This is a genomic window from Oculatella sp. FACHB-28, from assembly GCF_014696015.1.
Taxonomy (GTDB): Bacteria; Cyanobacteriota; Cyanobacteriia; order Elainellales; family Elainellaceae; genus JAAUTN01.
In genome coordinates this window covers 19,268-44,381 of the sequence record NZ_JACJPJ010000061.1, presented here as the reverse complement: position 1 = coordinate 44,381, position 25,114 = coordinate 19,268, and the positions used below count along the sequence as shown (strand labels likewise).

At 50.9% G+C, this 25,114-nt stretch carries 23 protein-coding genes; 10 read left to right on the top strand and 13 right to left on the bottom strand.

Going from position 1 to position 25,114, the window contains the following annotated elements:
* Window positions 1-43: 43 nt before the first annotated feature.
* Window positions 44-1,915 (bottom strand): serine/threonine-protein kinase, encoded by a 1,872-nt coding sequence (locus tag H6F88_RS13155; protein ID WP_199313455.1) that lies wholly within the window; start codon window positions 1,913-1,915, stop codon window positions 44-46.
* A gap of 319 nt (window positions 1,916-2,234) precedes the next feature.
* Here H6F88_RS13155 and H6F88_RS13150 point away from each other — a divergent pair, with 319 nt between their 5' ends.
* From H6F88_RS13150 to H6F88_RS13135, 4 genes are all read left to right on the top strand, one after another.
* Window positions 2,235-2,804, top strand: a complete 570-nt coding sequence (locus H6F88_RS13150; protein WP_190643201.1) for an FHA domain-containing protein — start codon at window positions 2,235-2,237, stop codon at window positions 2,802-2,804.
* A gap of 41 nt (window positions 2,805-2,845) precedes the next feature.
* Window positions 2,846-4,831, top strand: coding sequence for a mechanosensitive ion channel domain-containing protein (locus H6F88_RS13145; protein WP_190643200.1), 1,986 nt, complete (start codon window positions 2,846-2,848; stop codon window positions 4,829-4,831).
* A 215-nt stretch (window positions 4,832-5,046) separates the two neighbouring features.
* The gene (locus H6F88_RS13140; RefSeq protein ID WP_190643199.1) at window positions 5,047-5,943 is read left to right on the top strand and encodes a hypothetical protein; all 897 of its coding nucleotides are present in this window, start codon (window positions 5,047-5,049) and stop codon (window positions 5,941-5,943) included.
* 247 nt (window positions 5,944-6,190) lie between these two features.
* The gene (locus tag H6F88_RS13135) at window positions 6,191-6,874 is read left to right on the top strand and encodes an ROK family protein (RefSeq protein WP_190643198.1); all 684 of its coding nucleotides are present in this window, start codon (window positions 6,191-6,193) and stop codon (window positions 6,872-6,874) included.
* 15 nt (window positions 6,875-6,889) lie between these two features.
* Here the strand turns inward: H6F88_RS13135 and pgeF are convergent, their stop codons facing one another.
* Window positions 6,890-7,732 carry a peptidoglycan editing factor PgeF gene (pgeF, locus tag H6F88_RS13130; protein ID WP_190643197.1) on the bottom strand — a complete coding sequence of 281 codons (843 nt, stop codon included), beginning with the start codon at window positions 7,730-7,732 and terminating at the stop codon, window positions 6,890-6,892.
* A gap of 60 nt (window positions 7,733-7,792) precedes the next feature.
* Between pgeF and H6F88_RS13125 the strand changes: the two genes are divergently transcribed.
* The 3 genes from H6F88_RS13125 to H6F88_RS13115 all read left to right on the top strand — a co-directional run bounded on the left by H6F88_RS13125 (window position 7,793) and on the right by H6F88_RS13115 (window position 10,781).
* Complete coding sequence (locus tag H6F88_RS13125; RefSeq protein ID WP_190643196.1) at window positions 7,793-8,650, top strand: biotin--[acetyl-CoA-carboxylase] ligase; 858 nt, start codon at window positions 7,793-7,795, stop codon at window positions 8,648-8,650.
* A gap of 190 nt (window positions 8,651-8,840) precedes the next feature.
* Window positions 8,841-10,151 (top strand): M23 family metallopeptidase, encoded by a 1,311-nt coding sequence (locus tag H6F88_RS13120; protein ID WP_190643195.1) that lies wholly within the window; start codon window positions 8,841-8,843, stop codon window positions 10,149-10,151.
* A gap of 63 nt (window positions 10,152-10,214) precedes the next feature.
* A complete protein-coding gene (locus H6F88_RS13115) occupies window positions 10,215-10,781 on the top strand; it encodes an NUDIX hydrolase (RefSeq protein ID WP_190643194.1) in 567 nt (188 codons plus the stop codon).
* Here the strand turns inward: H6F88_RS13115 and nadB are convergent.
* The 4 genes from nadB to H6F88_RS13095 all read right to left on the bottom strand — a co-directional run bounded on the left by nadB (window position 10,771) and on the right by H6F88_RS13095 (window position 15,244).
* The gene (gene nadB, locus H6F88_RS13110) at window positions 10,771-12,492 is read right to left on the bottom strand and encodes an L-aspartate oxidase (protein WP_199333587.1); all 1,722 of its coding nucleotides are present in this window, start codon (window positions 12,490-12,492) and stop codon (window positions 10,771-10,773) included. The two genes, H6F88_RS13115 and nadB, sit on opposite strands and share 11 nt — an antisense overlap.
* A gap of 140 nt (window positions 12,493-12,632) precedes the next feature.
* Window positions 12,633-13,058 (bottom strand): photosystem II complex extrinsic protein PsbU, encoded by a 426-nt coding sequence (psbU, locus tag H6F88_RS13105; protein WP_190643193.1) that lies wholly within the window; start codon window positions 13,056-13,058, stop codon window positions 12,633-12,635.
* Between the two features lie 177 nt (window positions 13,059-13,235).
* Window positions 13,236-14,231, bottom strand: a complete 996-nt coding sequence (locus H6F88_RS13100; RefSeq protein WP_190643192.1) for an FHA domain-containing protein — start codon at window positions 14,229-14,231, stop codon at window positions 13,236-13,238.
* Between the two features lie 251 nt (window positions 14,232-14,482).
* On the bottom strand, window positions 14,483-15,244 hold the full coding sequence (locus tag H6F88_RS13095) for a DUF3120 domain-containing protein (RefSeq protein WP_199313453.1): 762 nt from the start codon (window positions 15,242-15,244) through the stop codon (window positions 14,483-14,485).
* Between the two features lie 330 nt (window positions 15,245-15,574).
* Here H6F88_RS13095 and H6F88_RS13090 point away from each other — a divergent pair, with 330 nt between their 5' ends.
* Window positions 15,575-16,564, top strand: a complete 990-nt coding sequence (locus H6F88_RS13090) for an undecaprenyl-diphosphate phosphatase (protein ID WP_242050529.1) — start codon at window positions 15,575-15,577, stop codon at window positions 16,562-16,564.
* A gap of 37 nt (window positions 16,565-16,601) precedes the next feature.
* Window positions 16,602-17,141 carry a hypothetical protein gene (locus H6F88_RS13085; protein ID WP_190643191.1) on the top strand — a complete coding sequence of 180 codons (540 nt, stop codon included), beginning with the start codon at window positions 16,602-16,604 and terminating at the stop codon, window positions 17,139-17,141.
* 261 nt (window positions 17,142-17,402) lie between these two features.
* Here the strand turns inward: H6F88_RS13085 and H6F88_RS13080 are convergent, their stop codons facing one another.
* Together H6F88_RS13080 and H6F88_RS13075 are read right to left on the bottom strand one after the other, a co-directional pair.
* Window positions 17,403-18,374 (bottom strand): DUF362 domain-containing protein, encoded by a 972-nt coding sequence (locus tag H6F88_RS13080; protein WP_190643190.1) that lies wholly within the window; start codon window positions 18,372-18,374, stop codon window positions 17,403-17,405.
* Between the two features lie 8 nt (window positions 18,375-18,382).
* On the bottom strand, window positions 18,383-18,676 hold the full coding sequence (locus H6F88_RS13075) for a hypothetical protein (RefSeq protein ID WP_190643189.1): 294 nt from the start codon (window positions 18,674-18,676) through the stop codon (window positions 18,383-18,385).
* Window positions 18,677-18,893: 217 nt separating this feature from the next.
* On the opposite strand from H6F88_RS13075, the gene hisA reads away from it, so the two are divergent.
* Complete coding sequence (gene hisA, locus H6F88_RS13070; protein WP_190643188.1) at window positions 18,894-19,664, top strand: 1-(5-phosphoribosyl)-5-[(5-phosphoribosylamino)methylideneamino]imidazole-4-carboxamide isomerase; 771 nt, start codon at window positions 18,894-18,896, stop codon at window positions 19,662-19,664.
* 142 nt (window positions 19,665-19,806) lie between these two features.
* On the opposite strand, the gene H6F88_RS13065 is transcribed toward hisA, so the two are convergent.
* The 5 genes from H6F88_RS13065 to gcvH form a co-directional block, all read right to left on the bottom strand.
* Window positions 19,807-20,736 (bottom strand): alpha/beta hydrolase, encoded by a 930-nt coding sequence (locus H6F88_RS13065; protein ID WP_190643187.1) that lies wholly within the window; start codon window positions 20,734-20,736, stop codon window positions 19,807-19,809.
* 24 nt (window positions 20,737-20,760) lie between these two features.
* Window positions 20,761-21,075, bottom strand: coding sequence for a hypothetical protein (locus H6F88_RS33350; protein WP_242050528.1), 315 nt, complete (start codon window positions 21,073-21,075; stop codon window positions 20,761-20,763).
* A 13-nt stretch (window positions 21,076-21,088) separates the two neighbouring features.
* A complete protein-coding gene (locus H6F88_RS33345; protein ID WP_242050527.1) occupies window positions 21,089-21,388 on the bottom strand; it encodes a hypothetical protein in 300 nt (99 codons plus the stop codon).
* Between the two features lie 114 nt (window positions 21,389-21,502).
* The gene (gcvP, locus tag H6F88_RS13055; RefSeq protein WP_190643186.1) at window positions 21,503-24,544 is read right to left on the bottom strand and encodes an aminomethyl-transferring glycine dehydrogenase; all 3,042 of its coding nucleotides are present in this window, start codon (window positions 24,542-24,544) and stop codon (window positions 21,503-21,505) included.
* 140 nt (window positions 24,545-24,684) lie between these two features.
* Window positions 24,685-25,074, bottom strand: a complete 390-nt coding sequence (gcvH, locus tag H6F88_RS13050; RefSeq protein WP_190643185.1) for a glycine cleavage system protein GcvH — start codon at window positions 25,072-25,074, stop codon at window positions 24,685-24,687.
* Window positions 25,075-25,114: the final 40 nt, after the last annotated feature.

Sequence of the window (25,114 nt, the reverse complement as noted above, 5' to 3'; positions counted from 1 at the left end):
TTAGGTTAAGGTTTGCAGTTGGGGACTGAGAGTTCCTAGCCTCTTATCTCCCTAACTGCTGCCGCATCTGCTCTCGCAGATTAATCGCATCCTGGTAATCGGGCCTGACCTCGATCGCCTTATTAACAGAGCTGATTGCTTCGTCAAACCGGCGTTGGCTCCAAAGGGCGGCTCCTCGATTGTTCCAGGCTTCTGCCAGGTTGGGGTCGAGTTCGGTGGCGCGGTCGAAAGCAGCGATCGCTTCCTGAGGACGTTCTAACAGCAGCAGTGCCGTTCCTTTGTTGCTCCAGGCTTGAGCAAAGTCAGGTTTGAGCGCGATCGCCTGGTCATATAGCTTCAAGGACTCGGTGTGCTGTTGCTTTTGATCTAGAGCATATCCTTTGAGCCACAGTGCTTCTGGATACTCAGGCTGAATTTCTAGGGCGCGATTGCAGGCTGTAATGCCGGAGTCAATTTGCTGCATGTAAACCAGGCTATAGCAGCGTCCCCAGTGAGCTTCAGAATTGTCGGGGTTAAGAGCGATCGCCTGATCATATTGATCTAGGGCGGGCTGGTATTGGTTTGCCTGTCGCAGGCGATCGCCCTCCGTCAGCAGAGCCGTAACTTGTGCTTCCGCGTCAGACTCTGAGTTCTCTGGACTTTCAGCCACAGCGCTAGGAACGGAGTTGTTAGAAGCCGTCTGCTCAGCACGAGGAGCTGTAACCGTTCTGCCAACTAAAAAAATTAAGATTACGGCACCCGCTCCTACCAGCACGGGAATGGGTCTTAGGGTCTGAATTTGCGTCAAGATTGACTGAAGTCCGGTTGAAGAAGTGCCTGCCCGCTGAGGTGTAGGAGTCGCCAAGGCAACAGCAGGCAAGGGAGCGGGCGATGGAGCAGGACGGGAAGGGGGAGGGGGCAACAGCGATTCGGTTGGCTGAGCGGAAGGTTTACCCAGTAACTCACTAGCGGCTAGTGTAGGAGCTGTTGCCGTGGGAATATCTGCTTCCTGAGCTGACTGCGTTCCGATAGGAGTTTCGACAACCACTTGCTTGACTGGCAGCACAACCGACTCATCAGCAGGAACGGGCAACTGTTGCACATCTGCTAGAGCTTGCGCTGCTGTCGGGTAACGGGCGCGAAAGTCATAGCGCACCATTTTGTCGATAATGTCAGCCAATTGTGGGCTGACGTGAGGGGCGCGATCGCGCCACAAAATTTCGCCAGTGTGGGGATCTTCATGCAGCATCCTCGGCGGCACCCCAGTCAGCGCCTGAACTGCCAGTTTCCCTAAAGCATAAACGTCGCTGCAAAAACGAGGATTTCCACCCAACTGCTCGTTGGGCATATAGCCATGCGTGCCAATCGAGATAGTTTGGGTGGGTCCAGTCTCGGGGTTCACCAGCACTGTGCTAGCTTGCTTCACGGCTCCAAAATCGATCAGCACGATCTTGCCATCTGACTTGCGTCGAATCAGGTTAGACGGCTTAATGTCACGATGAATGACGTTTTGCTGATGCACAAAGGCAAGTGCCGTTAGAGTATCTCGCAGCAAAGCAATCACCTGACTTTCACGCCAGGGTTGCCCATTCATTTCCTCGCTTAGCGGCTCTCCCTCGATCAGCTCTTGAGCTAGATAAAATTCCTGGTCTTGCTCAAAGTGAGCCAGCAGTCGCGGAACCTGGTCATGGTTACCTAGTTTATAGAGAGCCTGAGCTTCGGTGTCAAATAGCCGTCTCGCAATTTGCAGGCTGGTTGGATCTTTGACCTGAGGTTGAAGCTGCTTGACCACGCAGCGAGGATTTCCAGGCAAATGCAGGTCTTCTGCCAAAAAGGTTTGACCAAAGCCACCTGCTGCGAGCTGGCTAATGACTTTGTAGCGTCCCCCTAGAGGTCGGTCGGGATCGATAGGTTGAAACAGCCGTAAAATGTTCACTTGCTGGGTTGGAAATAGCAGGGCGATCGCAGCCTTCGCTCAAATTTAGCCGATGATTCTGGTCAAATCCGGAGAATTTTCTAGTGCAGTTCGGAGACAGGCACTTCCTAAAAGCATCCTCCCTGACTTAAGACGCAGAATATTGAGCTGAGTTTCAGTCTCAGTTATAGCCGTAAGTCATCAAAAAGTTATCAAATTAGGGCGAAAAGAGACGGCGCAAGACCCCACCTCTTTTCGTCCTAATCATTAGATGATTGGCACTATATAGGTTACTTTCAGAAGTGAGTCCAACTTGCAAATAATCGCTGGAAACCTTGCTATGTCTGACGACGCATCTCTTTACGTGCAACTGACGTGGGAAGACCCAGTGACGGGTGAGCTACAGCAGCCAGTTTTAGTTCCGCCGATCGCACTGGGGCGAGAAATGGATCAGATGCCCGAAAACCTGGGCGAAAAAGCCGTTTCGCGGTTAGAGCTACCTCACAAACAGGTTTCTCGCTTTCATGCCCTAATCACCCTTGCCGAGCGCCAGCTTTACATCACCGACCGCAGCGCCAATGGCACCTACCTTAACGGTCGCCTGATTGAAAAGGGCAGCCAGCCTTTGTCTAGCAAAGACACCTTGCGAATCGGTCCCTATAAAATCATTGCAGCCCTGACCCAATTTGATGACAGCAACTCAACGGAACTGAATGTCCGAGAACACACTCACTATGCCCAGGGAAACCCATTGCAGAAGAATACGCTGCTAATGTGGCTGGTGGGGTTGGGTGTTTTGCTGCTGATGGGGTTAGGCGTTTGGTTTGTGGCAACCACTTTACTAGAACAACTGCGCCCCCGCGTTCCAAATGCAGCGGCGGAGCAAAGCCATCTCTTGACAGACGACTAATAACCCATAATGCTCTCCCCGCCTTCAACTAATTTCTCTCTATGCTGCCATCACCCCTTCCCAAACTCCTGCATCGGAACCGTCGTTGGTTGTGGCTGTTGCTGGGAGCGCTAACGCTGCTGTTGAGTTTGACTTTTCCAGGAATAGCTCAAGTTCCGTTAGCGACTCAGACGGTTAAAGCACCCGTGGTAGTGGATGGAGTTGAGCTATTTCAAATCGGCAGATCGGGAAATCTAACGGCCGTTGAGCGGGCTGAAATTATTAACGAAGCGCTGCGGCAGGAAGTGCGATCGGCTGAGCCTACTGACATTCGGGTAGAGCGTGATGACAAGCTGACGATCATTCGGAGTGAAGCCAGCAACCGCAACCTGATCACGGTCACTGACGGTGATGTCACCACAGGCATCAACCCTTTAAGTCAGGCGACTCTCTGGCGAAGTGACATTGAGGCAGCTTTGCGTCGGGGACAGTTAGAGCGATCGCCCGCTTACTTTCGACAGGCAGCAATATTTAGTGCGGTCGTGTTAGTAGTGGCGATCGCCTTTCACCTGGGGCTGCGGTTTCTAGGGAAATGGCTGTCTCACCGTCTGAGCGACTGGTTAGGCGATCCAGATGCTCTATTTCATCCGAGAGAACGGTCTGCTCGACTATTTTTGCAGCTTGCTCTATTAGGCATTCAAATTGGGCTCTGGTCGGCTGTCGCTTTCTATGTCACCGATTTATTCCCGGAGATGAGGGGGTTGCGCTATTCCCTGCTTAACTTCCTCAACACTCCCATCGTGGGTTTAGGAGAAGGCAATTACTCAGCGCTGCAACTGCTGCTGCTGTTAGCACTCACCGTCGGGCTCTGGTTTGCAGTCAGTGCCGTTACTCGGCTATTCCGGTTTTACATCCTCAGCAGAACGGGTGCAGAACTCCGGATTCAGGATGTCATTGCTATCTTGACCCAGTACACGCTAGCTTTTCTAGGGCTCATCGTCCTGCTGCAGATCTGGGGCTTAGATGTTAGTTCTCTAGCCATCATTGCCAGCGTCCTGGGTGTGGGAATTGGCTTTGGTATTCAGAATATTACCAACAACTTTATTAGCGGCTTGATTATTACCCTGGAACGCCCAATTCAGGTCGGAGATTTTGTCAAAGTCGCAGAGCTGATGGGCACCGTCGAACGCATTGGGGCGCGCAGTACCGAAATTCGCACGCTCGATCAGGTGACAATCATCGTGCCCAATTCCCGATTTTTGGAAACCGAAGTAGTCAACTGGAGTCATGGCGATCCGGTTTCGCGAATTCGGATTCCCGTGGGCATTGCCTACGATTCTGATACAAATCGAGTCCAGGCTGCGTTGCTAGAAGCTGCCCGTAGTCACCCCGATGTTTTAGTCAGACCCGCTCCTGAGGTTTGGTTTCAGGGGCTTGGAGATAGTGCGCTGAACTTTGAGCTAATGGTCTGGACGGGCGAACCCAAAAAGCAGTTTCGCGTCAAAAGCGATTTGTACTATCGGATTGAGACAAGCTTAAGGCGATACGGCATCACGGTTCCTTTTCCCCAACGAGATTTGCACTTACGATCGCCCCACCTCGAAGAATTCGTTGCATTGTGGCGACAGCTTCCTGCCGCGAATGCCAAAAATTCTCCCCAACTCTCCAATGGCGACACTGACAAACCCACTTTGTCCCTCATCGGCAGTGCAACAAACACCGCTGAAGCGAGTGAGCGATCGGCCACCATTGCCCCTGCGGAACTGTTGACCGATGAAAAGATTCAGGCGATCGCCACAGCTATACAAGGATCGGCTGGTGTGGAGGTGAGCGATCGCTGGTATCGCCAAAACCTTTATCCGGCTTGCTTTATTGGTTCAGAAGCCGTGGCATGGTTAGTGCAAACCCAAAACTGTACTCGTGAAGAAGCTATCCATCTAGGGCAAATCCTGCTCGACCAGGGAATTATTCAACACGTCTCAGATGACTATCCGTTTCGGGATGGATACGTCTTTTATCGATTCCAATCAAAACAGGATGAGATGTAGTAAGCCACAGCGCATTGATTATCTCTATAAAATTCAACCCATAGACTTGATTAGAAGACAAATTCTATCTTTTGGTAGACTTCCATCTTGAGCAGGTTCAAATAACCTAATTTGATATGGTCAATTAGGGTGCGGTCTATTGAAGCAACTAAAATTAAATTTAGATCGTTTTACCACTCTCCATCAGTAATTTTAATAGGTTGTAAATAAGAGAAATGACTCAGAAGCAAGAAACCTTTTGCTTTTGCACTTTGGCCTATGGCTCAACTTATCGAGCTTTGGCAAGGGAGCTAGCAAAGGATTTAGAGAAGTATTCCTCTGGTACTCCTTTTCTCATTTTTACAGATAAGCCAAAAGCTTTTGCGGACTGCTGTAATGTTATTCCCGTTCAGCATCGAAGACACTTTTTCTACCACAGCAATGACAGAAAATGCTTGTTAGAGAAGGCGTTATCCATGTTTGATTACTGTGTCAATATTGACTCGGACGTTCGCATCTTGGCACCTTTTCCTCAGGACCATGAGTGGCTTCCAGGAATTACAGCTAGAAGTTGCTCCAGCATTATTAAACAGGAAAAGCTGCGTGTAGACGTGAAAAGCGATCGCCTCAGAAAAATTAGGCTTCAATGGCTGGAACGATTGAGATATTTGTCTCAAAAGTTAGACGTCAATCTAGAGGACAAAAACGTTAAATGGGTCTACGAATTCCTGTTTGTGTTGAAGAAAGATGCAGGAAAAGAAATTGAATTTCTAGAGCAGTTTGAAGTGATCGCCCGTTACTTTGAGCTACACGGCATTTATCGTGGATGCGGCACAGCAATGGGGTTAGCTGCAGCCAAAGTCGGTCTGCCAGTCAGGCACGATTTAATGGAAGGGGTTGAATTCTTTGATGACAAAATTGAGAAGGCAAAAATCTCTAACGGAGAAGCCGAACCAAAAGCCAAGCAGGAATATTTTGACACCCAATACAAGATTGAACATCCACAGAAATCGCTATTAGAAAAAGCGGTACTTAAAGCTCTTCGAGTTGTCACTGAAAAAGCCAGATTCTACTATCACGCAGTCCGTTCTAGAATCATTTCTCTCAGTGACTACGACTTTTATTATCGCTAAACTGTAGCAATCTCAAATCAATTGTGAAACGAGTTGCGAGAGGCAAATCCCCACAGGGATTGGTCTTTCCCAATTCGTTCATCTTAATAAATGATCTAGGAAAATGATCTAGGATCGATATGGCTGTTCTGAAACTAATTGCTTAAATTAGTTAAAAGATGGGTAGTTGTGAGAAGTACCTCCTTCAGGGCGAATCCTACCCATTTTGAACGGCTATAGGGTATCCTCACAGTTTATAAACTTTGGAATGAAAACTTTAGCGGTTGATATTGGTGGGAGCGGAGTCAAAGCGCTGGTTTTGAACGAGACAGGCGAGCCTCAGAACAAGCGATCGCGGGTAGATACACCTCAGCCTGCTACGCCAGAAAAAATTGTCGGGGCGATCGCCGAGCTTGCATCTGCTCAAGCTTTCGATCGGGTTTCTGTCGGTTTCCCAGGCGTGGTGCGGCAGGGCATCATTGACACTGCCGTAAATCTTGATACTTCCTGGGTCGGCTTTGACCTGGAGAAAACCCTGACTGAAAAACTGGGCAAACCTACCCGTGTCGCGAACGATGCTGATATTCAGGGTTTAGGAGCCGTCTCCGGAAAAGGTGTGGAACTAGTGATCACGCTGGGTACGGGTTTTGGCTCTGCTCTATTTGTCGATGGGAAACTGGTACCCAACTTAGAAATGGGACATCACCCGTTTCGCAAAGATCAAACCTACGAAGAGCAGCTTGGACGGACAGCCTTAGAATCGATTGGCAAAAAGCGCTGGAATCGTCGTCTAGAAAAAGCGATCGCCACTCTAGAGCATCTATTTAATTACGAGCGCCTCTACATCGGCGGTGGCGAAGCCAGACAAGTCACGCTTAACTTGCCCGCTAACGTCGCCATCGTGGAAAACATCATGGGTTTACTGGGTGGGATTGCTCTTTGGCGTGACTAGAAGAGGGGCTAGGGGCTAGGGCAGTCTCCGACTCACAATTCCTGCCCACTGCACTTTTTTGAGCCGATCGCGACGATAGGAAAAGAAATACTCAGCGTGCTGATAGGTACAGTAGGGAGCGATCGCAATGTGTTCTGTGAGAATGCCCGCTTGCTCAAGCTGAAGCGCATTGACTCGTCGCACATCTAGCCGTGCCCGTCCCGGTTGGGGGTCACTTAATAAAGGAGACTCTGGCAGTTCTCTCAGCGCTGCCAAAATCACCTCTGGCTCTGGAGTAGGTTCTGTTTTAACCACATCCTGCACCACGGTTGCACCAACCTCAGCCGCAACCGTAGTTGACACCTGGTAAACTTCTCCAGCGATCGCAGGCCCCATTGCGACTCTTAAATTGTGCAGTTTGCTGCCCTGTGTCCGCAGGCGGGCGATCGCTTCTGGCACAATTGCACCTGCTGTACCGCGCCAGCCTGCATGAACTGCTGCTGTTTGCCCAGTTTCAACGTCTGCAATCAGCACAGGCACACAGTCTGCACTACAGACCCATATTGCCTGTCCTGCTTGCTCCGTCAGCAAGCCATCCGCAGGGGGAAAGATCACTTCAATTCCATCGCCTGATTCAGAGGACATTTGCTCCTGCTGAAACTGCTCGACTTCCGAGGGACTCAGCACCCTGTTGCCGTGAACTTGGTGGATGCGATAAGCCGGAACTGCCGGATCAAGCACTTTCACCAATTCAGCGGGCGATCGTGGTGAAAACTGCTGGGTAAAAAAACCGTGCGACCAGGGTTCTAGGAGGCTACAGGTCAGGTATGGCAGCCCTTGCCAAGTTTGCCACTGCCAGGTTGCTACAGAAGTTGTCATGGGTGAAGGGGGCAAAATTTATGCTAGTCTAACCCGCATTGATTCAGGCTGACTTCACCCTTGAGATTCGATCCAGATCAGCTCAAAACCGCCTTATCGCATTGCCGCGATCAGATTCGATCAGGGCAAGAATTGTCTCAAGCCAATGAGCCGTCGTTTACAGTTCACCTATTTGAAACCGTTGATTCAACTAATCGTGTGCTCTGGAATTTGCTAGACCAGGGCGCAACCGAAGGCACCGTGGCGATCGCCCTTCAGCAACAGTCTGGGCGAGGGCAATGGGGGCGACAGTGGCAGTCTTCTCCAGGCGGCTTGTACTTATCTCTGGCGCTTACCCCCCATCTTCCTGTAGAAAATAGCGCTCAACTGACACTCTGTAGTGCCTGGGGCATTGCATCAGCATTGCGAAACTACGGCATTCCAGTGGGGCTAAAATGGCTGAACGATCTGGTTGTGCAGAAACGCAAGCTGGGTGGCATTCTGACTGAGACGCGAATGCAGCAGGGGCAAATCACACAAGCGATCGTCGGTGTGGGGATCAACTGGCAGAATCCAGTCCCACCCACAGGAATTAACTTGCAGGAAATTCTGAAGCAGCCCGATCCGGCGATTTCTTCATTAGAAATGCTGGCGGCGATCGCCCTGCAAGGCATGATGGCTGGCTATCAGCTCTGGCAGCAGCATGGCATCGAAGCAATCTTGCCGCGCTATCAGGCACTCCTGACTAGCATTGGGCACCTTGTTACAATCGATCAGCCTGGGGCAGAGCAGATCGCACAGGTCACGGGTGTTTCTGCAACAGGCGACCTGCAAGTTTGCTTGAACCAGGAAAATCCCGCTACTTCAACCGAAATTAGCCTCAAGCCCGGTACAATCAGTCTGGGGTATGGCAATCTGGGCAATAGTGCATCAGTCTAGTCTGCTGGCAAATCATCGTAATTCCATGCTGATGGAACCGAATGCCCCAAGTAGACGACTAGAATGATGACCACCTGGAGGAAGTCTCACCCGGTTTGTTGCATCATCATAGGTTGAGTGCAATATAAATAAGACTTAAACAGTTAGCCTAAATCGCTCAGGGCAAGTTTTTAACGTAGCGGACGCAGTGATGACTCAACGACGTAATACTCGAATTTCAACCCAATCTTCCGTTCAGCGATCGCTACTAGTTCGGGGAATTGGCTGGCTAGGTGGCTTAGGCATCCTCAGCAGCAGTATGGTCACCTTTGCCCAAACCCCTGATGCTTCGGAAGTGATTGTTCCCAGCGCTCAAGACCTGCTAATGCCTGCTGAAAGCAGCCCGCAGTCTGTACCTCCCGCTCCAGTCGTGGTTGAACCTGAACCTGCTCCGGCTCCTGTTGTGACGCAACCCCCAGCAGCAAGCCCTGCCCCTAGTTCTTCTCCCAGTCAAGCCTCCAGCCAACCTGCACCCGATGCTTCGACGATTGTGGTGCCTGGGCTGTCTAGCGACACACCCATTACAGCAGACAGTTTAAGTCCATCCAATTTAAGTCCATCCAACTCTGCTCCGGCAGTCGAGCAAAACAGCTACATTGACTCGACCGAGTACAGCATCGGCGCAACCCAAGGCTATGAACAGCCTGCGGTAGTCTTCTCTGAGCGCTCAACAGGCTGTCAGGCAACGGTAGCGAGCGGTCAAAATGTACCCGCTAGCATCTGCAATTCTCAAACCGTAGCCGCCTCGCAAAGTGGCGATCGTACTCTGCGGTTAGGTCCAGTCAGCATTGGACCTAGCGGCGTGACCATCGGCGGCACCACCCCTTCAGGCAGAGAATACTTTAGCCGCACCATTCGCCCTTCCGCTCTCCCTGGAAATGGCAACGTCAGCCTGATGTTTCCGCTCTCGATTCCCTCTGTAATCACGTCTGCCTTTGGCTGGCGGCTGCACCCCATTTCTGGTGGTTATCGCTTGCACCAGGGCACCGACATTGGCGCACCTATGGGCACCCCTGTCGTCGCGGCTTACACCGGAAAAGTGGCGATCGCTAACTTCATGGGCGGTTATGGCTTAACGGTCGTCATGTCCCACGGCGACGAAACCATTGAAACGCTCTACGCCCACATGTCTGAACTGTTTGTCGAGCCAGGAGAATGGGTCGAGCAAGGTGAAGTGATTGGTCGTGTCGGCAGTACGGGCAATTCGACTGGGCCCCACCTGCACTTTGAGTTTCGTCAAAAAACTGATCAGGGCTGGCTGGCAATGGATGCAGGTCAGCTTTTGCAGGAAGCTCTAGCCCAGCTAACCAACGGCTTCCGGAACGCTCAAGTTCCCGCTAAGCCCGACAGTGAGGAGATGCTAGCAATCAAAGGACTTCGGGACGTTGGTCTAGCCATGAAACCCGCCAGCACCTTCTACCTCACCTCCACCAGTCAGGCTGCCGCTAACTTCGTCCAATAGCGACGAAGCTTTTGGAGCAGTATCCAATCCCTAGCCCCCGATCCCTAATCCCCATCCCCCTTCATGCCACCCGGTCAAGAGCCTTCCCAACTTCTCAGCAAACGGCTGTTCTACCAGGGACGAAAGTTTAACTTTGAAGTCACTCGTTTGCGCCTGCCCAATCAGGTCGAAGGCGATTGGGAATGTGTTCGCCATCCGGGAGGGGCGCTGGCAGTTCCAGTCACTCCCGATGGAAAGCTGGTGCTGGTGCGGCAATATCGCTTTGCAGCACAGGGTCGTCTGCTAGAGTTTCCGGCGGGAACTGTCGAACCGAACGAAGATCCGGCAGCAACCGTGCAGCGAGAAATTGAGGAAGAAACTGGATATCGGGCTCATCGCTGGCAAAAGTTGGGAGAGTTTTTCTTGGCTCCCGGCTACTCTGATGAAATTATTTACGCGTTTCTAGCCCAGGACTTGGAGAAGCTTGAGCTTCCACCCAGCCAAGACGAAGATGAGGATATGGAAACTATTCTCATGACTCCTCAAGAGCTAGAGCAAGCCATCCAATCAGGTGAAGCGGTAGACGCGAAGACGATCTGTAGCCTGCTGTTGGCAAAGCCTTTTCTGGAAGATAAAGGGGTTAGGGGTTAAAGTTTGAGGGTTGGGGAGAAGCGGTCGAGGTTTGCCAGGTTTGATGGCAAACCAATGTGTGGACTTGCCAGTCAGGTTCTGTGTGAGGATAATCCAGCCGGTAGTGTCCGCCCCTACTCTCAGTGCGAAAGGCAGCGCTCTTCAGGATCAGATAGGCGGTATCTAAAAGATTGCGCGTTTCGCCCCAGGTTCGCAGCAGCAAGTCAGGGTTAGGAACGTCTAGCTGCAAGAAGTGATCTACTTGCAGGTCTACCAAAGTTTGAGTGAGCGAGAGCGCAGCAAATTTTTGTTGCCAGGTTTCGACTTGGACGATCGCCTCTTCAAGCGATCGCTGTTCTCGGCAGATTCCAGCACTCTGCCAAACCAGCTTAGGAATTTCCTGCCTCAGCATTTCAACCTGAGCGACCTCCGCCGCATCTGGAGTGTAAGCCAGCGAGACTTCCCCACTCTCCTGCTCTTCCGCTCTTCCGCTCTCTAATTCTGAAGCGGGTTGAAGCTCCAGATGGGCAAGCTGCGCTCCAAGAACCAAACACTCCAGCAGTGAGTTGCTAGCCAGTCGATTGGCTCCGTGTACGCCCGTGCTAGCTGTTTCTCCCACTGCATATAGTCCTGGAATCAAAGTGCGGCTCATCAAGTCAGTTGTGATACCGCCCATCCAGTAGTGGGCAGCAGGGGCAACCGGGATTGATTCATGGAACACGTCTACGCCCCACTGCTGACACACCTGAATAATGTTAGGAAAGCGATGCCGGATCGTTTCGGTTGGAATGGGACGCAGATCAAGCCAAACATGGGCTGTCGCCAAATCAGTCGCCGTTTTTTGCAGGTGGCTGAAGATTGCCCGACTAACCACGTCTCTGGGAGCAAGCTCTCCGTCAGGATGGTAGTCAAAAGCAAATCGCTGCCCCTGCTCATCAACCAGATGTGCGCCCTCTCCCCGAACGGCTTCACTAATCAAGAATCGGGGTGCGCCCGCTTTAGTCAATGCGGTGGGATGGAATTGGACAAACTCCAGGTCGCGCAGCTGTGCGCCTGCTCGCCACGCCATTGCCACACCATCTCCGGTACTTAAAGCAGGATTAGTCGTTTGAGCGAAAACTTGTCCGCCGCCGCCAGTGGCTAACACAACAGCTCCAGCTTGTAGCCAGATTACTTTTCCCTGGTAGCCAAGGCTAACGCCTTGGCAGCGATCCGCAGCTAACCAGAGATCTACGGCAAACGCTTGCGAGAACACCTGAATATTTTTGCGGCTCAGCACTTGTGCCGTCAGCGTAGTGATGACTGCCCGGCCCGTTGTGTCTGCGGCATGAAGCACACGCCGCCGCGAATGAGCAGCTTCTAGAGTGAGCGCCAGTTCTCCGTTGTGGCGATCGAACCCAACACCCATCTCGACTAAAGATTGAATACAGCGGGGGGCTCGCTCAACTAGCAGCTTTACCGCAGCAGGGTCACACAGTCCGGCTCCAGCTTTAAGCGTATCTTCGATATGTAGGATAGGAGAGTCTTCGGGAGCGATCGCCGCTGCAATGCCGCCCTGAGCCCAATCACTGGCAGAAAGCGAGAGCGTATCTTTGGTAATCAGTCCGACGCGAAAATGCTCCGGCAAACAAAGTGCTGCATATAGCCCCGCTGCCCCACCGCCTACCACTAAAACATCAAATGGCTGAGAGAGGGCTAAATCAAGCACATCAGAATCTAACGAATGTGGCAATTAAAAATCGCTCCCTGAGAACAGTAGCAAAAGCAATGCAGGATGACCTGAAATAACTTTTGGATTAAACCTACTGTACAGAGAGCGAGTCGAATTCGACAGAGATGAAAGAATTAAATTTGACTTGGTTTTGACCAGTCCTATCGATAAATGCCGTTGTTAAAGCGATCGCCTCCCTCAACAAAAGCATCATCTGGCTGGGTCACGGTAAACTTATCCAGATTTGCCTGCAAAATTTCCTTCTGGCGATCGGTCAAGTTGGGCATGTTCAGGACATCTTCAACTTCATCAAAAGGTGCATTCTTAACAATCATCCGAGCCAAGGTGGGATACAGTCCGGGATATTGGGTGAAAGCACGGACATTTGTGTTGTTTAAGTCCAACTTTCTACCCAGTTCAAGCATCTTGTCATCCACACTGTTTCGGATATCTGCTGCCAAGACTGGGGATGAATTGAAGGTCAGGCTACTCAAATTAGCTGCAATGGCTGGTTGAGGCAACCCTAGCCATCCTAAACAACCGACCAGTAAACCTAAAACCAGCACTACGCCAACCAGTCGTCTCATTAGTAAGATCCCTCCCGCTCCAAATTAATCTAAATCAATTGAACTCAAACCTATGCAATGCAAGCTATACACAGCGCTTACTTAGAGACTACCACTTCCGCTGGTCAATCGATCGCCACCCTTGAGAATCTTCCCGTCCAATTTTTCAATCGATCCCCAAACGGTAGCCTTTGATCCCTACACCTTCCCGGTTATCTGCAGAAAAGTATTCAGATCAGCAAAAGAGCCCGCATAGGTCAAGGTCGGCGAGTCGTAACCCTTCATACTGACGGTGTATTGATTAAATAGTTTGGGGTTAGCACCAGAGGCTGCTAAATATTTGTAGGTTGTTTCGCCCAAGGCAACATCCATACCGATTTGCTTAGTTGACGATTCTAGTCGGAAGGCCGCATTGACTGTATCACCCAAAGCCGTGTAGTCAGGGCGATCGCCTGTTCCCGTATTGCCAACCATCGCGTAGCCCGTATTTAGGCCTGCCCCAACCCGTAGTGGAAATGGTAGAGGATAGCGCTCGTGCAGCTGACTAGTCATCTTGTGTAGAGCGCTGAGGGCATGGGCAATACGGATCATTTCATCATGGCTAACGCCCTGAGCGCCATGAATCCAGACCGCCATGATCGCGTCGCCAATGTACTTATCAACCCAGCTTCCGTATTCGCGGATGATGTCTCCTGCACAGCGGAACCAGGTGCCAATCACCTCAGACAGAACTTTCTCGTCAAGCTGTCGGGTCATCACCGTAAAGTCACGAATATCAACCACCAGCACCGAGATCAACCGTCGCACATGCAGGGTTGCTGTAGCGGTAAATTCTTCTGAATCTGGCACTCCCCCCATCGAAGCGTCAGTCATGTGCTCGATGGGAGGGCAGTAAAACTCTAACTCGGTCTGCCCAAAGGTAAGGCGATCGCCATTTTGTAGCGTTACAGGCACACTGACTCGCCGTCCGTTGACAAACGAACCATTGCGGCTACCTAAATCGATCAAGTAAAACTCTCCCGTCTCCATCCGTTGAAGCATGGCATGGTTACGGGAAATCCAGCGATCAGGCAGCACAAAGTTGTTATCATCACCTCGCCCGACAGTCCAGCAATTGCTGCCTGCTAAGGAGAGATAACGATTACCTGACTCGTTACGAAGTATCAGATGGGGAACGGGTTGTGAAGTCACCACAGGCTAAGAACCGCTGATCTTTCCCTATGATGCATCCTGAAGCATCTATCCATAACTCACGAAGGTTCCCAAAATACAAATACTGGAAACCTTAACCTCAATAATTCTCTGTAGACCCAACTTCAGCACGGTGCCATAGCGCAACGCTCCTTAGCAGGAGATTCCATACTAGCGCAACAGTGCCAAGGACCTGTGTCTTCAGCGAACTATGTTGCCGTGTCGACTCAGGATACCTCAAATCATATCTTGACTCAGACGGAGGAAGCAGCTAGCCAAAACAAACCATCAACTAGCAAAGTGCTCAACACGGCTCCACTAAACGTTCTCCAGTGTAGCTGTCGAGAGCGGATGGGTAAACAACCCACCACCAGAAGAATGATGATCAGAAAGGTAGCCCAACAGACTCCCCAGGGAGTTTGAATTTGAGCCACCGCATCCTGCAAAATAGACTGCGCTTGGCTCGGCTCCACCTGCATTAGCTGTCGCCAGTGGGGAATCAGGTTCGCTATGTAGAAATACAGATCCGTCATGACTGTGCCAAATAAGGAACCCAGATAGAACCAGTTACCCACCTTTCCGCGCTGTTTGGCTAGACACAAAAGGGTGAATGGCAGTCCGACCGCTTCAATCGGCAAATGCAGGAGTGGCTCCCATCTAAACCAACCCCAGTAAATCGAACCTGCTAGCCACGTCCAAGCGAACCCCAATAGCAAATCGCCCCAGAGCTTACTAGAGGGATTACTTGAAGGGCGAGATTGAAGCCACTGGCCCAACCCTAGCCAAGCCAAAGTTAGAGTTAAGCTAAGCCAAGGCGACCATCTAACTAACGGGGCTTGAAAAAAAACAGGTACCGATACTAAAAATACAGAAGCTGCAAAAAACCGCCAGGACTGCGAGATGCGACTTGGTGAGATGCGATCGCCCACCCAACTCTCGGAAGGCGCTTCAGTTAAAGAGGGTTCTTTTAGACGAGCCTGGTAGAGGGCTGTCGATGACGGAGTAAAAGAAGACAAAGTATTATGAGTATTAATTTACTTTTTTTAACATATCACAAAATTATCCCCCTGGGGGGCATATTTAACAACAATAGCGCAGTTTTTTGAGTCCGAAAACGCGCCTTCTCAAAACCTTCCGAGCTCCTGATTCTCTAAAAATTCCGGGATAGAGGCAGATTGCTGCGTAAGATTTGCGTAGGGATTTGGCATCTTTTAGCCTGTCGCTTGAATAGTGCTGGGGTGAAAAGATTTTGTATAGCTGAGGCTTTAAGGCAGACACATTCAGCAATTCAAGCTTAAATTAGGGCAGCAATTTTGTTGAAACCTGGACTTTATTGAGGAGTGAGCATGGGTTTGGCCGAAATCAATGCAGGTTTAACTCTAATGACCAACTTAACAAGTTGGACTCAGTCTGTGGAATGCACACTTGCTTTACCTCATGATCTAATGCCCGCATCCTTCCTGCCCTCATTGATTGCTCAAACCGAGTCTGTCGCCGCTGGGGAAGTAAATCTGCTGCAAGCCGTTATTTTGGGGCTTGTTCAGGGAATAACCGAGTTCCTGCCCATTAGCAGCACAGCGCATTTGCTCGTGTTTACCCGAGTGTTTGGCTGGGATGTTTTGGGAGAGAAGTATTTTGTAGACGCAATTCAGTTTGGCAGCGTCATTGCAGTACTAATCTACTTCTGGTCAGACATCTACCAGACTTTGACGGGAAGCTGGACGGCTTTTCGCAAAAAGAACTGGGAACAAGAGGAGTGGAAAATTTTTGTTGGCATTGCGATTGGTACGGTGCCCGCATTGGCAGGAGGGTTGCTTTACAAAAAGCTTTTGCCAGAGGCAACTCAATCCGTACTAGAGGGGGCGTTGGTCATTGCTTGCATGTCTATCATAATGTCGCTTTTGATGGGTCTGGCTGAGAAAATTGGCAGTCGCAAGCGGGGGTTCAACCTGCTTGAAATCAAGGACGGAATTTTGGTGGGGTTGGGGCAAATGCTGGCGATTATTCCAGGAACTTCTCGCTCTGGTTCGACGATGACCATGGCTCTGTTTTTGGGACTGGAGCGACAGGCAGCAGCCAAGTTTTCTTTCCTGCTAGGTTTGCCAACTTTGGCGATCGCCACCCTTTACCAGTCGATCGAGATCAGAAATCACCTGGATGTTTTGCCTGCCCTGATTGTGGGAATTATCTCAACTTTCATCTTTTCCTATCTGTCGATCGCCTGGTTGATTCGTTTCTTGCAGCGCCAAAGTACCTGGGTTTTTGTTTGGTATCGGCTGGCATTTGGCTTATCCCTATTGTTAGCGATCGCCAGTGGGCGGCTTGCTAGTAGCTAGCTTAAAAGATTGGTTAGAGCATCAGAGAGTGCAAACGATGTTTAGAATTCGGCTACTTGGACTGGTTACAGCGATCGCATTTCTTTTCGGCGTGAATCTGGTTTTTGTCAGCGTCCAAAACTTTGATAAGCGGGACGACCGGATTAAACTCAGCAATCTTGAGGTAGAACTTGGTGCAAAGCATTCTGCAATGCAAGAGATGGAATCTTGGCTAAAAGAGATGACGCTGGAGCTAAGTTCATCTAGCTTTGAAATTCAGACCTTGCAGTCAAAAATCACCACATTTAATCAGGATTATCCAGACGGAATCCCGGCTTCTTTGCAGGCAGACTATACCAAAGCAGTTGAGCAGCATAACCAAATGGCAAGTGACCATAATGCTGCCGTCGCCAAGTATGATTCGCTTTACGCTGAGTATTCTAAGTTGGTCAATCAATATAATGCGATCGCAGCCCAAACAGAAGAATTGCAGGAAGAACTAGGAAAAACCCGGTATCTCTTGCCTGTTCCCAGAATCATCTCTTCGATAGAACTACCGGGTCAATCTGAGGAAATTCTTGAAGAGTCTAGTTTGTAGCTAACACCGCCTAAGGGCAGGTCTAGCAACTAAGCTATCGGTTATGGGCAAAGGCTCTGTCAAATCCGCCCCTACCCGAGGGTTAAATCTTTTCCCAGAACATCATCTAATACGGAATCCGCTTTGGGAAGAAGCACTATTGGGTGTAGGGGCGAAGCATTCGGTCAAGGAATTGTGCTTTAGTTGCAAGGATTGTAACCGAATGCTTCGCCCCTACCGATACTGCTACTTTATAGACGATTTGGTATAACTTCTCTCAAACTACAAATGCGCCTGGGAAGCATAAGCTGCAATGGGTTCTTTAATGAACCGAATGTAGAGATGCTTGAAGGTCGATTTGATCACGCGAGGTGCACCAAAGTCAATCGGCATCAGCTGTTCGGGTAGCTTCCAGTCGAGAATTTTTAGCTCTTGAGGCGTGAGATGAGGGAAATGGATAGATTCCAACTCAGGGCAAACTCCTAAGCGTTGAGAAGCAGCCACTGTGGGGATCGCAGCGGGGTCAGCATTGAGGATTTCTACCATCGCTCGATCAAGCGCGAACACATCAGCCGAAGCGCCCAAAACACCCAAGAGACGAGGTTCACCACCGCTGGGACCTTGGCCTTCATGACCGATGATGCCATCCATAATAGTCAGGTTAGGGGCGATCGCTCGGGCCGTTTCGACCAGCATGTCGCCAAAGCGATCGCTGTCCTTCCCAGCTTCCATGTGCCACCAAGCCTTCATCTTGCCAGGAACACAGCCAAACAGATTTTTCACACCCAGAGTTAGCGTCAACTGCACATGAGATTTCACTTTAGGCAAGTTGATCACCACATCGGCTTCCATCGCTTCCTTGCAAAGCAGCAGATGGTTAAAGTCTGCACTAACCGTTTCATAGCGCTTGCCTTGCAGTTCCACAATAGGGACACCCAATTTGTCTAACCAGGGCAAATAGCCATTTGCCTTAGCTACTCCTGTGGCACTGCCAAAGGCGGGACTGTCTCCCAAAAACGGCTTTCCACCTACTTCCTGCACCATTTGGGCAACACAGTAGATCACCTCTGGACGAGTCGTGCATTCCTTAGTGGGACGTGCCCCCGTCAGCAGATTCGGCTTGAGTAAGACGCGATCGCCCGCTTTCACAAACGCCGCCATTCCGCCCAGAGGCTCTAGCAACCGCTCTAAATGAGCCCGTAGCTGCTGAATTTCGTAACTTTCAGCCCGAATTAGACTTACGCTTGGCTGCATGGTTATCCTTATCGCATCCGATTAATGGTAGTCACCTGGTCAGCATTAGAAAAAACGCCTTCCCCTCTGAGGTCAGGAATAGCAGGCTTCACTTCAACTTTGATGACATTATCAATGTTGATAAACACCGTTTGTTCCTCTAGGTTGACGATCCACCAGTCTTTTTCTAACAGGTGGCGCACCTCCAAATTCAGCCCTGGAGGGTTGGCAGCGTCTTCAATCGGTTCGTAAACCGTAAAAGACTCACTACGACCGTCAATGTAGTGAAACGTCAGTTGGGTATAACCTTCTTGACTGTACATCTGAGCCTCTCAATACGTTTAGGGGATACCATACACTATGGGCGCGGAACGGTGCACAATTTTATGATTCTGGCTTTCTTTAATGTAAGCAGAGTCCTAACACCGTTTCTACATCAAGCTGGGTATTTTGGAGCGGGGTACGCCTTAAAACACCCAGCCTTAGATAAGAGTGGGTCTAACGCGTTGTGGTTGATAGATATAGAGAGGATTAGCAGCTGTGGATGTGATTCCAGCGATCGATTTGCTCAAAGGACGCTGTGTCCGGCTTTATCAGGGAGATTATGAGCAGTCTCAGGTGTTTGACGAAAATCCGGTAGCTGTAGCGCAGCAGTGGGTTGAGCAGGGCGCAACTCGGCTGCACCTGGTTGACCTGGATGGAGCAAAGGCAGGGCATCCGGTTAACTGGCAGGCTATTGAGGCGATCGCCCAATCCGTGAATGTGCCCGTTCAGGTGGGCGGTGGACTGCGCGATCGCCAAAGTGTCGCTAACCTATTCAAGATGGGAGTCCGCTACGCCATTTTAGGAACGGTTGCAGTCGAGCAGCCCGATTTGGTGAATCAACTTTGTCAGGAATTTCCCCAACAAATCATCGTTGGCATCGATGCGCGAAATGGCAAAGTCGCGACTCGCGGCTGGCTGGAGACTTCTGAGGTAGAGGCGATTGCCTTGGCTCAGCAAATGGCTCAATCAGGCGTTGCCGCGATCATCTACACCGACATTCACCGGGACGGCACCCTGCAAGGGCCTAACCAGCAGGCATTGAGAGAGCTAGCAGAAGCCGTTTCGGTTCCCGTTATTGCGTCAGGCGGCATTAGCTCCACAACCGATTTGCTCAGTCTGCTGGCGCTAGAGCCAACGGGTGTAACGGGAGTGATTGTAGGTCGGGCGCTGTATACCGGAGACGTTGTGTTGAAGGAAGCATTGCGGGCGATCGGTCCTGGTCGCTGGCAGGACGTTCCTCCCGATTTGGGTTCAGCGTTTGCTTAAAGCGATAGAAATTGGAGATTGGGATCAATCTGGGGCTATGGTCTGAATTGAGTCAGCCAGCAGCAAATTTTTCTCAAATCTGCTACAAACTTGAGCGTAGAGATATTTCCTCCTCAGACAGGCTGTGTCTTGAGATCGCTCCTTACCGAGTAGCCGCCTCTGTTTGCATAAAGGACAGAATCGCTTCATTCACTGGAGCCGCACTGCTAGAGGAATTGTGTCCGCAGTTGGGAATAACCTGAAACTGCGAATTGGGCAGGTGAGCGTGAAGTTTTTCGCCATCCGCAACGGGAAACCAGCGATCGCACTCTCCCCACAGAATTAACGTCGGACAAACCACCTTGGCTAGATCTTGCTGGATGGTGCGAATGATACTCGGTTGTCCGGTTTGCAAATTGCGAATTTCTCGCGCCGATTGCTGTAAATCCGTCGCAAACTGAGTAATTGTGCCGGGGAACTCAACATAGGGATAGGTGAGCCAGTAAATTTCCTCATCTGTAATGGAGTTTGGGTCAGCGACAACTTCCTGCCGCATCAGCCAGGTGATGGAACGGACAACAGGCGCAAAGGAACGAATCAGGCGTGACTGATCAAACCAGCGCACCAGATCTAGAGGAATGTCAGCAAGCGATCGCATTCCCAAACTCGGCAACTGTCGCGGAAAAATCGGCACGTTGATCAGCACCAGCCGTTCGATCAACTCTGGATGAGCCTGTGCTACTGCCAAAGCCGTTAACGCGCCCAGAGATTCTCCCACCAAAATGGCAGGCTGATCGGTCAATGCCTGGATGATCCGGGTTAGTTCGACAATTTGATGCCCAACTGTTTCTGGTGCAGTGGAGGCAGGCGAGAAGCCATGACCTTTTGCATCTGGACAAATGACTCGAAAGTGCTGCGACAGAGGTTTGACGTTGTGCCGCCAGCTATAGCTCCAACTGCCAATGCCATGTAGTAAAAACAGGGGTTGTCCGGTTCCGGCTTCCCCGTAGGCGATCGCCACCTTTTCACCTTCAGCATCTTCAATCGTCAGCGTTTGCCGCCCCTGTGGGAAGATCTGCCACCAGTCTGTCATGCGTCCTTCTCCGTCAAGATTCTCCTAAAAGACTAGCGATTTTCCCAGGTGCTTCAAGATCTTAAGGACATGATATAGATCATTACTGCGCTTCATTAAAGAGAATTCATCTGACAAAGCATATTGGGGTATTTCGCGTTGAGTCAACTTCAGAAAAATGAAGTGGCTACCGTTAGTTACGAGACCCAAAACGGGGCGTTCAGGGTAAGGATTACCCGTCATGTAGGCGAGTGCTTGGGCGATCGCCTGCTTGAGTGAAAAACCAGCTTCTTTTGATTCAACAGTGAGAATCCAGAAGCGCTCTTGCAGCACCAGCACATCAATCCTTCCACGAAACAATTGCCCGTCATCCTCAGCGGTGATTTGAACCGGAGCTTCGGTCGCAAATCGAAACGGGGGGCTGATAAAAACCTGCCATTGATAGCAAGGGAGCCAACACGACCATTTTTACAGCAACTTCTGCCAGGGGGGATTTGTTCTGGTAGAGAAAGTTGCGTTTGACCTGATCTAGATCTTGCCGTTCTGACTGGGTTAGTTCTGGCAGATCTTGGTGCCATTCCGGGAAGAAAGTTTCGTCCTGCGTTTCCTTCAGGTCAAACTTGGTTTCGACATCGGACAAACTCAAATTGCCGATTGGGAGGCTTTGAACCATAAGATCATTCCCCTGAATCGCTGTAGGTTGGGCTGAGCTAGGGAAACTCAATGACATCTCAAAGAGCTAGGCTCGTTGGGTTAAAGCATGAAACCCAACCTACGTTTCTCTATCCTATTCTGTGTAGTCTTCCATGGGTAGACAAGCGCAAATTAGGTTGCGATCGCCATAGGCATTATCGATTCGTCCGGTTGAAGCCCAGAATTTGTTTTCTTGCGTCCAGGTTGTTGGGTAGGCAGCGCGTTTACGGGAGTAAGGACGTTCCCATTCATCGCTGATGAGAATCTCGGCGGTGTGGGGTGCATTTTTGAGCAGGTTGTTTTGGCGATCGGCTTTCCCCTGCTCAATTTCGCGAATCTCCTCGCGAATTGCGATCATGGCATCACAGAAGCGGTCTAGCTCTTGCTTGGACTCACTCTCGGTGGGCTCTACCATCACCGTTCCGGCAACCGGCCAGGACACCGTTGGTGGATGGAAACCGTAGTCAATCAACCGTTTGGCGATATCATCAACTTCGATCCCAGCGGTTTTCTTAAACTGGCGCAAATCCAAAATGCACTCGTGGGCAACCAGTCCATTTTTACCTTTGTAGAGAATTGGGTAGTCATTCTCCAGTCGCTTGGCGATGTAGTTGGCATTCAGAATCGCGACTTGTGTGGCTCTAGTCAGTCCAATCGACCCCATTAGAGCGATGTACATCCAGGAAATCGGCAGAATGCTGCTGCTGCCCCAGGGAGCCGAAGCAACTGCACCGATTCGAGCAGGTTGAGCTTTGGATCTTGAACTTTGAATGTCACCTTCTGAGTAGACTTCTTCAATGTCAACGACAGAGTGACCTGGCAGGAGGGGTTTCAGGTGAGGCTTTACGCCAATTGGTCCGATACCCGGTCCGCCGCCGCCATGAGGAATGCAGAAAGTTTTGTGCAAATTGAGGTGACAGACATCTGCGCCAAAATCTGCCGGACGACAAAGCCCAACCTGGGCGTTCATGTTTGCGCCATCCATATAGACTTGACCGCCGTGCTGGTGGACGATCGCACAAATCTCTTGAATCGCCTCCTCAAACACACCGTGCGTCGAAGGATAGGTCACCATCAGCGCTGCCAGATGCTCGTGATGCTTTTCGGCTTTTGCTTTTAGGTCAGCTACATCAATGTTGCCGTCTGCATCACAAAAAACCGGGACAACCTTCATCCCAGCCATGACTGCACTGGCGGGGTTAGTACCATGCGCCGATTCTGGGATCAGGCAAATGTTACGGTGCCCTTCGCCACGCTGCTCGTGATATTGCCGAATGACCAATAGTCCAGCGTATTCGCCCTGCGATCCGGCGTTGGGCTGAAGTGAGATTCCGGCAAATCCGGTGATTTCTGATAGCATTTGCTCTAGCTGCTGAAACAGAGTTTGATAGCCCTGAGTTTGTGCCAGCGGCGCAAAGGGATGAATCTGAGCAAACTCGGGCCAGCTAATTGGAATCATTTCGGCAGTCGCGTTTAGCTTCATCGTGCAAGAGCCAAGCGGAATCATTGCCGTTGTCAACGACAAATCCTTTGCCTGAAGCCGATGAATGTAGCGCAGCAGTTCTGTTTCAGAGCGGTAGCGGTGGAAAACGGGATGGGTCAGGTAAGCACTCGTTCGCTGATGGACGACTGGAATTTGAAAATTGCTCCGGGGAGAAAGAGTCGATGGGGTAAAGTGGGGCGTTTCTCCTTTTAGGAAAACCTTGAAGAGGTGCAGCAGGTCTGGCTCAGAGGTGGTTTCGTCTAGGGAAATACCAATGGCGCGATCGCCCAGCCGACGCAGGTTGATGCGGTGGGCGATCGCCCGTTCCAAAATTTCCTCAGCCCGCTCGCCTACCTCTACTCGCAGCGTGTCAAAAAATGGCGTACCCACCTCATAGCCCAATTGCTGCAAACCCTCTGCCAGAGTTGCAGTGCGCTGATGAATGCGACGGGCAATCTGGTGCAGCCCTTCCGGCCCGTGATAGACCGCATACATGCTCGCCATCACCGCCAGTAGCACCTGTGCTGTACAAATATTGCTGGTCGCCTTGTCCCGACGAATGTGCTGTTCGCGGGTTTGCAGCGCCAGTCGCAGCGCGGGTCGTCCCGATACATCTTTGGAAACGCCCACCAATCGCCCCGGAATTTGCCGCTTGTACGCTTCCTTCGTGGCAAAGTAGGCCGCATGGGGACCACCATAGCCCAGGGGAACGCCAAACCGCTGGGTATTGCCCACGGCAATGTCTGCACCGAGTTCCCCTGGTGGCTTCAGCAAGGTGAGGCTGAGCAAATCTGCTGCCATTATCACCAGGGCACCTGCCTCATGCGTCCGTTGGATAAATTCCTGGTAATCGTAAATCGTGCCGTCTGTTGCCGGATATTGCAGCAGTGCGCCAAAAATAGGCTGATCAAACTCAAAGGTCTGGTGATCGCCCACAATCACCTCAATCCCCTGCGGCTTGGCGCGAGTTTGGATCACGTCAATGGTTTGAGGATGACAGGCTGCGGAAACCCAGAAGGCTTTGGCACTGCCTTTGTGTAAGCCGTAGCTCATTGTCATCGCTTCGGCAGCAGCGGTTGCTTCATCAAGCAAAGAAGCGTTGGCGATCTCCAGTCCGGTCAGGTCGATCACCATTGTCTGAAAGTTGAGCATTGCCTCCAGTCGCCCCTGAGCAATTTCTGGCTGGTAGGGCGTGTATTGGGTGTACCAACCCGGATTTTCGAGAATGTTGCGCTGAATCACCGGGGGCGTAATGCAGTTTGAGTAGCCCATGCCGATGAAAGAGTGGAAGATCTGGTTTTGAGTGGCGATCGCCCTCAACTCTTGCAACACCTCATATTCACTCGACCCACCTGATAGCTCCAGCGGCTTTTGCAGACGAATTGCAGGCGGAATCGTTTGATCGATCAGTGCCTCCAGTGTCGAAAAGGCCAAAGCTTCCAGCATTTTCTCTACGTCCGCTGGACTGGGTCCAATATGCCTGCGCTCAAACTCCCCTTGCGCCTCACCAAATACCTGTTTGGTTGACCCATTAGCAGCGGAGCCATTCCCATTTTGGACGACGGCAGACGAGTCAACCTGAGCGTATGACGCATCAGAATCGGACTGGCTCAAATCGGACGAGGGATGCAGATCAAGAGAATCTGAAGACATGGAGGCAGTGCAGGGGGAACGACAACAAAGACAGCTCAGAACGGATCTGAATTGATCAGATTTCTGACTATTCTGCAATACTTTGCAATAAATAGCAGAATAATTGCCTTAGCTGCCTGGGTCTGGTCAGGCTAAACAGACTATTCCCCTTCGACCTGCGCCTGATATTCGCTGGCAGACAAAGCGCTGTCTAGCTCACTGGCATCTTCAAATTTCACCTTGAGCAGCCAGCCCTCACCGTAAGGATCTTTTGCCACTTGCTCAGGCGCTTCGACCATTGGGTCATTTCGTTCGATTACAGTGCCTGAGATCGGAGCGTTCAAATCTTCTACCGCTTTCACAGATTCGACAGTGCCAAAGGTTTCTCCTTTGGTCAGGGCTGAGCCAACGTCGGGCAACTCCAGGAAAACGATGTCGCCAAGCTGATCAACCGCAAAAGCAGTAATGCCAATGGTGGCAATGTCGCCATCTAGCCGAGCGTACTCATGGGAGTCGAGATACTTTAGGTCTTCGGGATATTCGAGCGCCATAGCAGGTTGCCAATAAAAATTTGAGGGGAATACCTCAAAC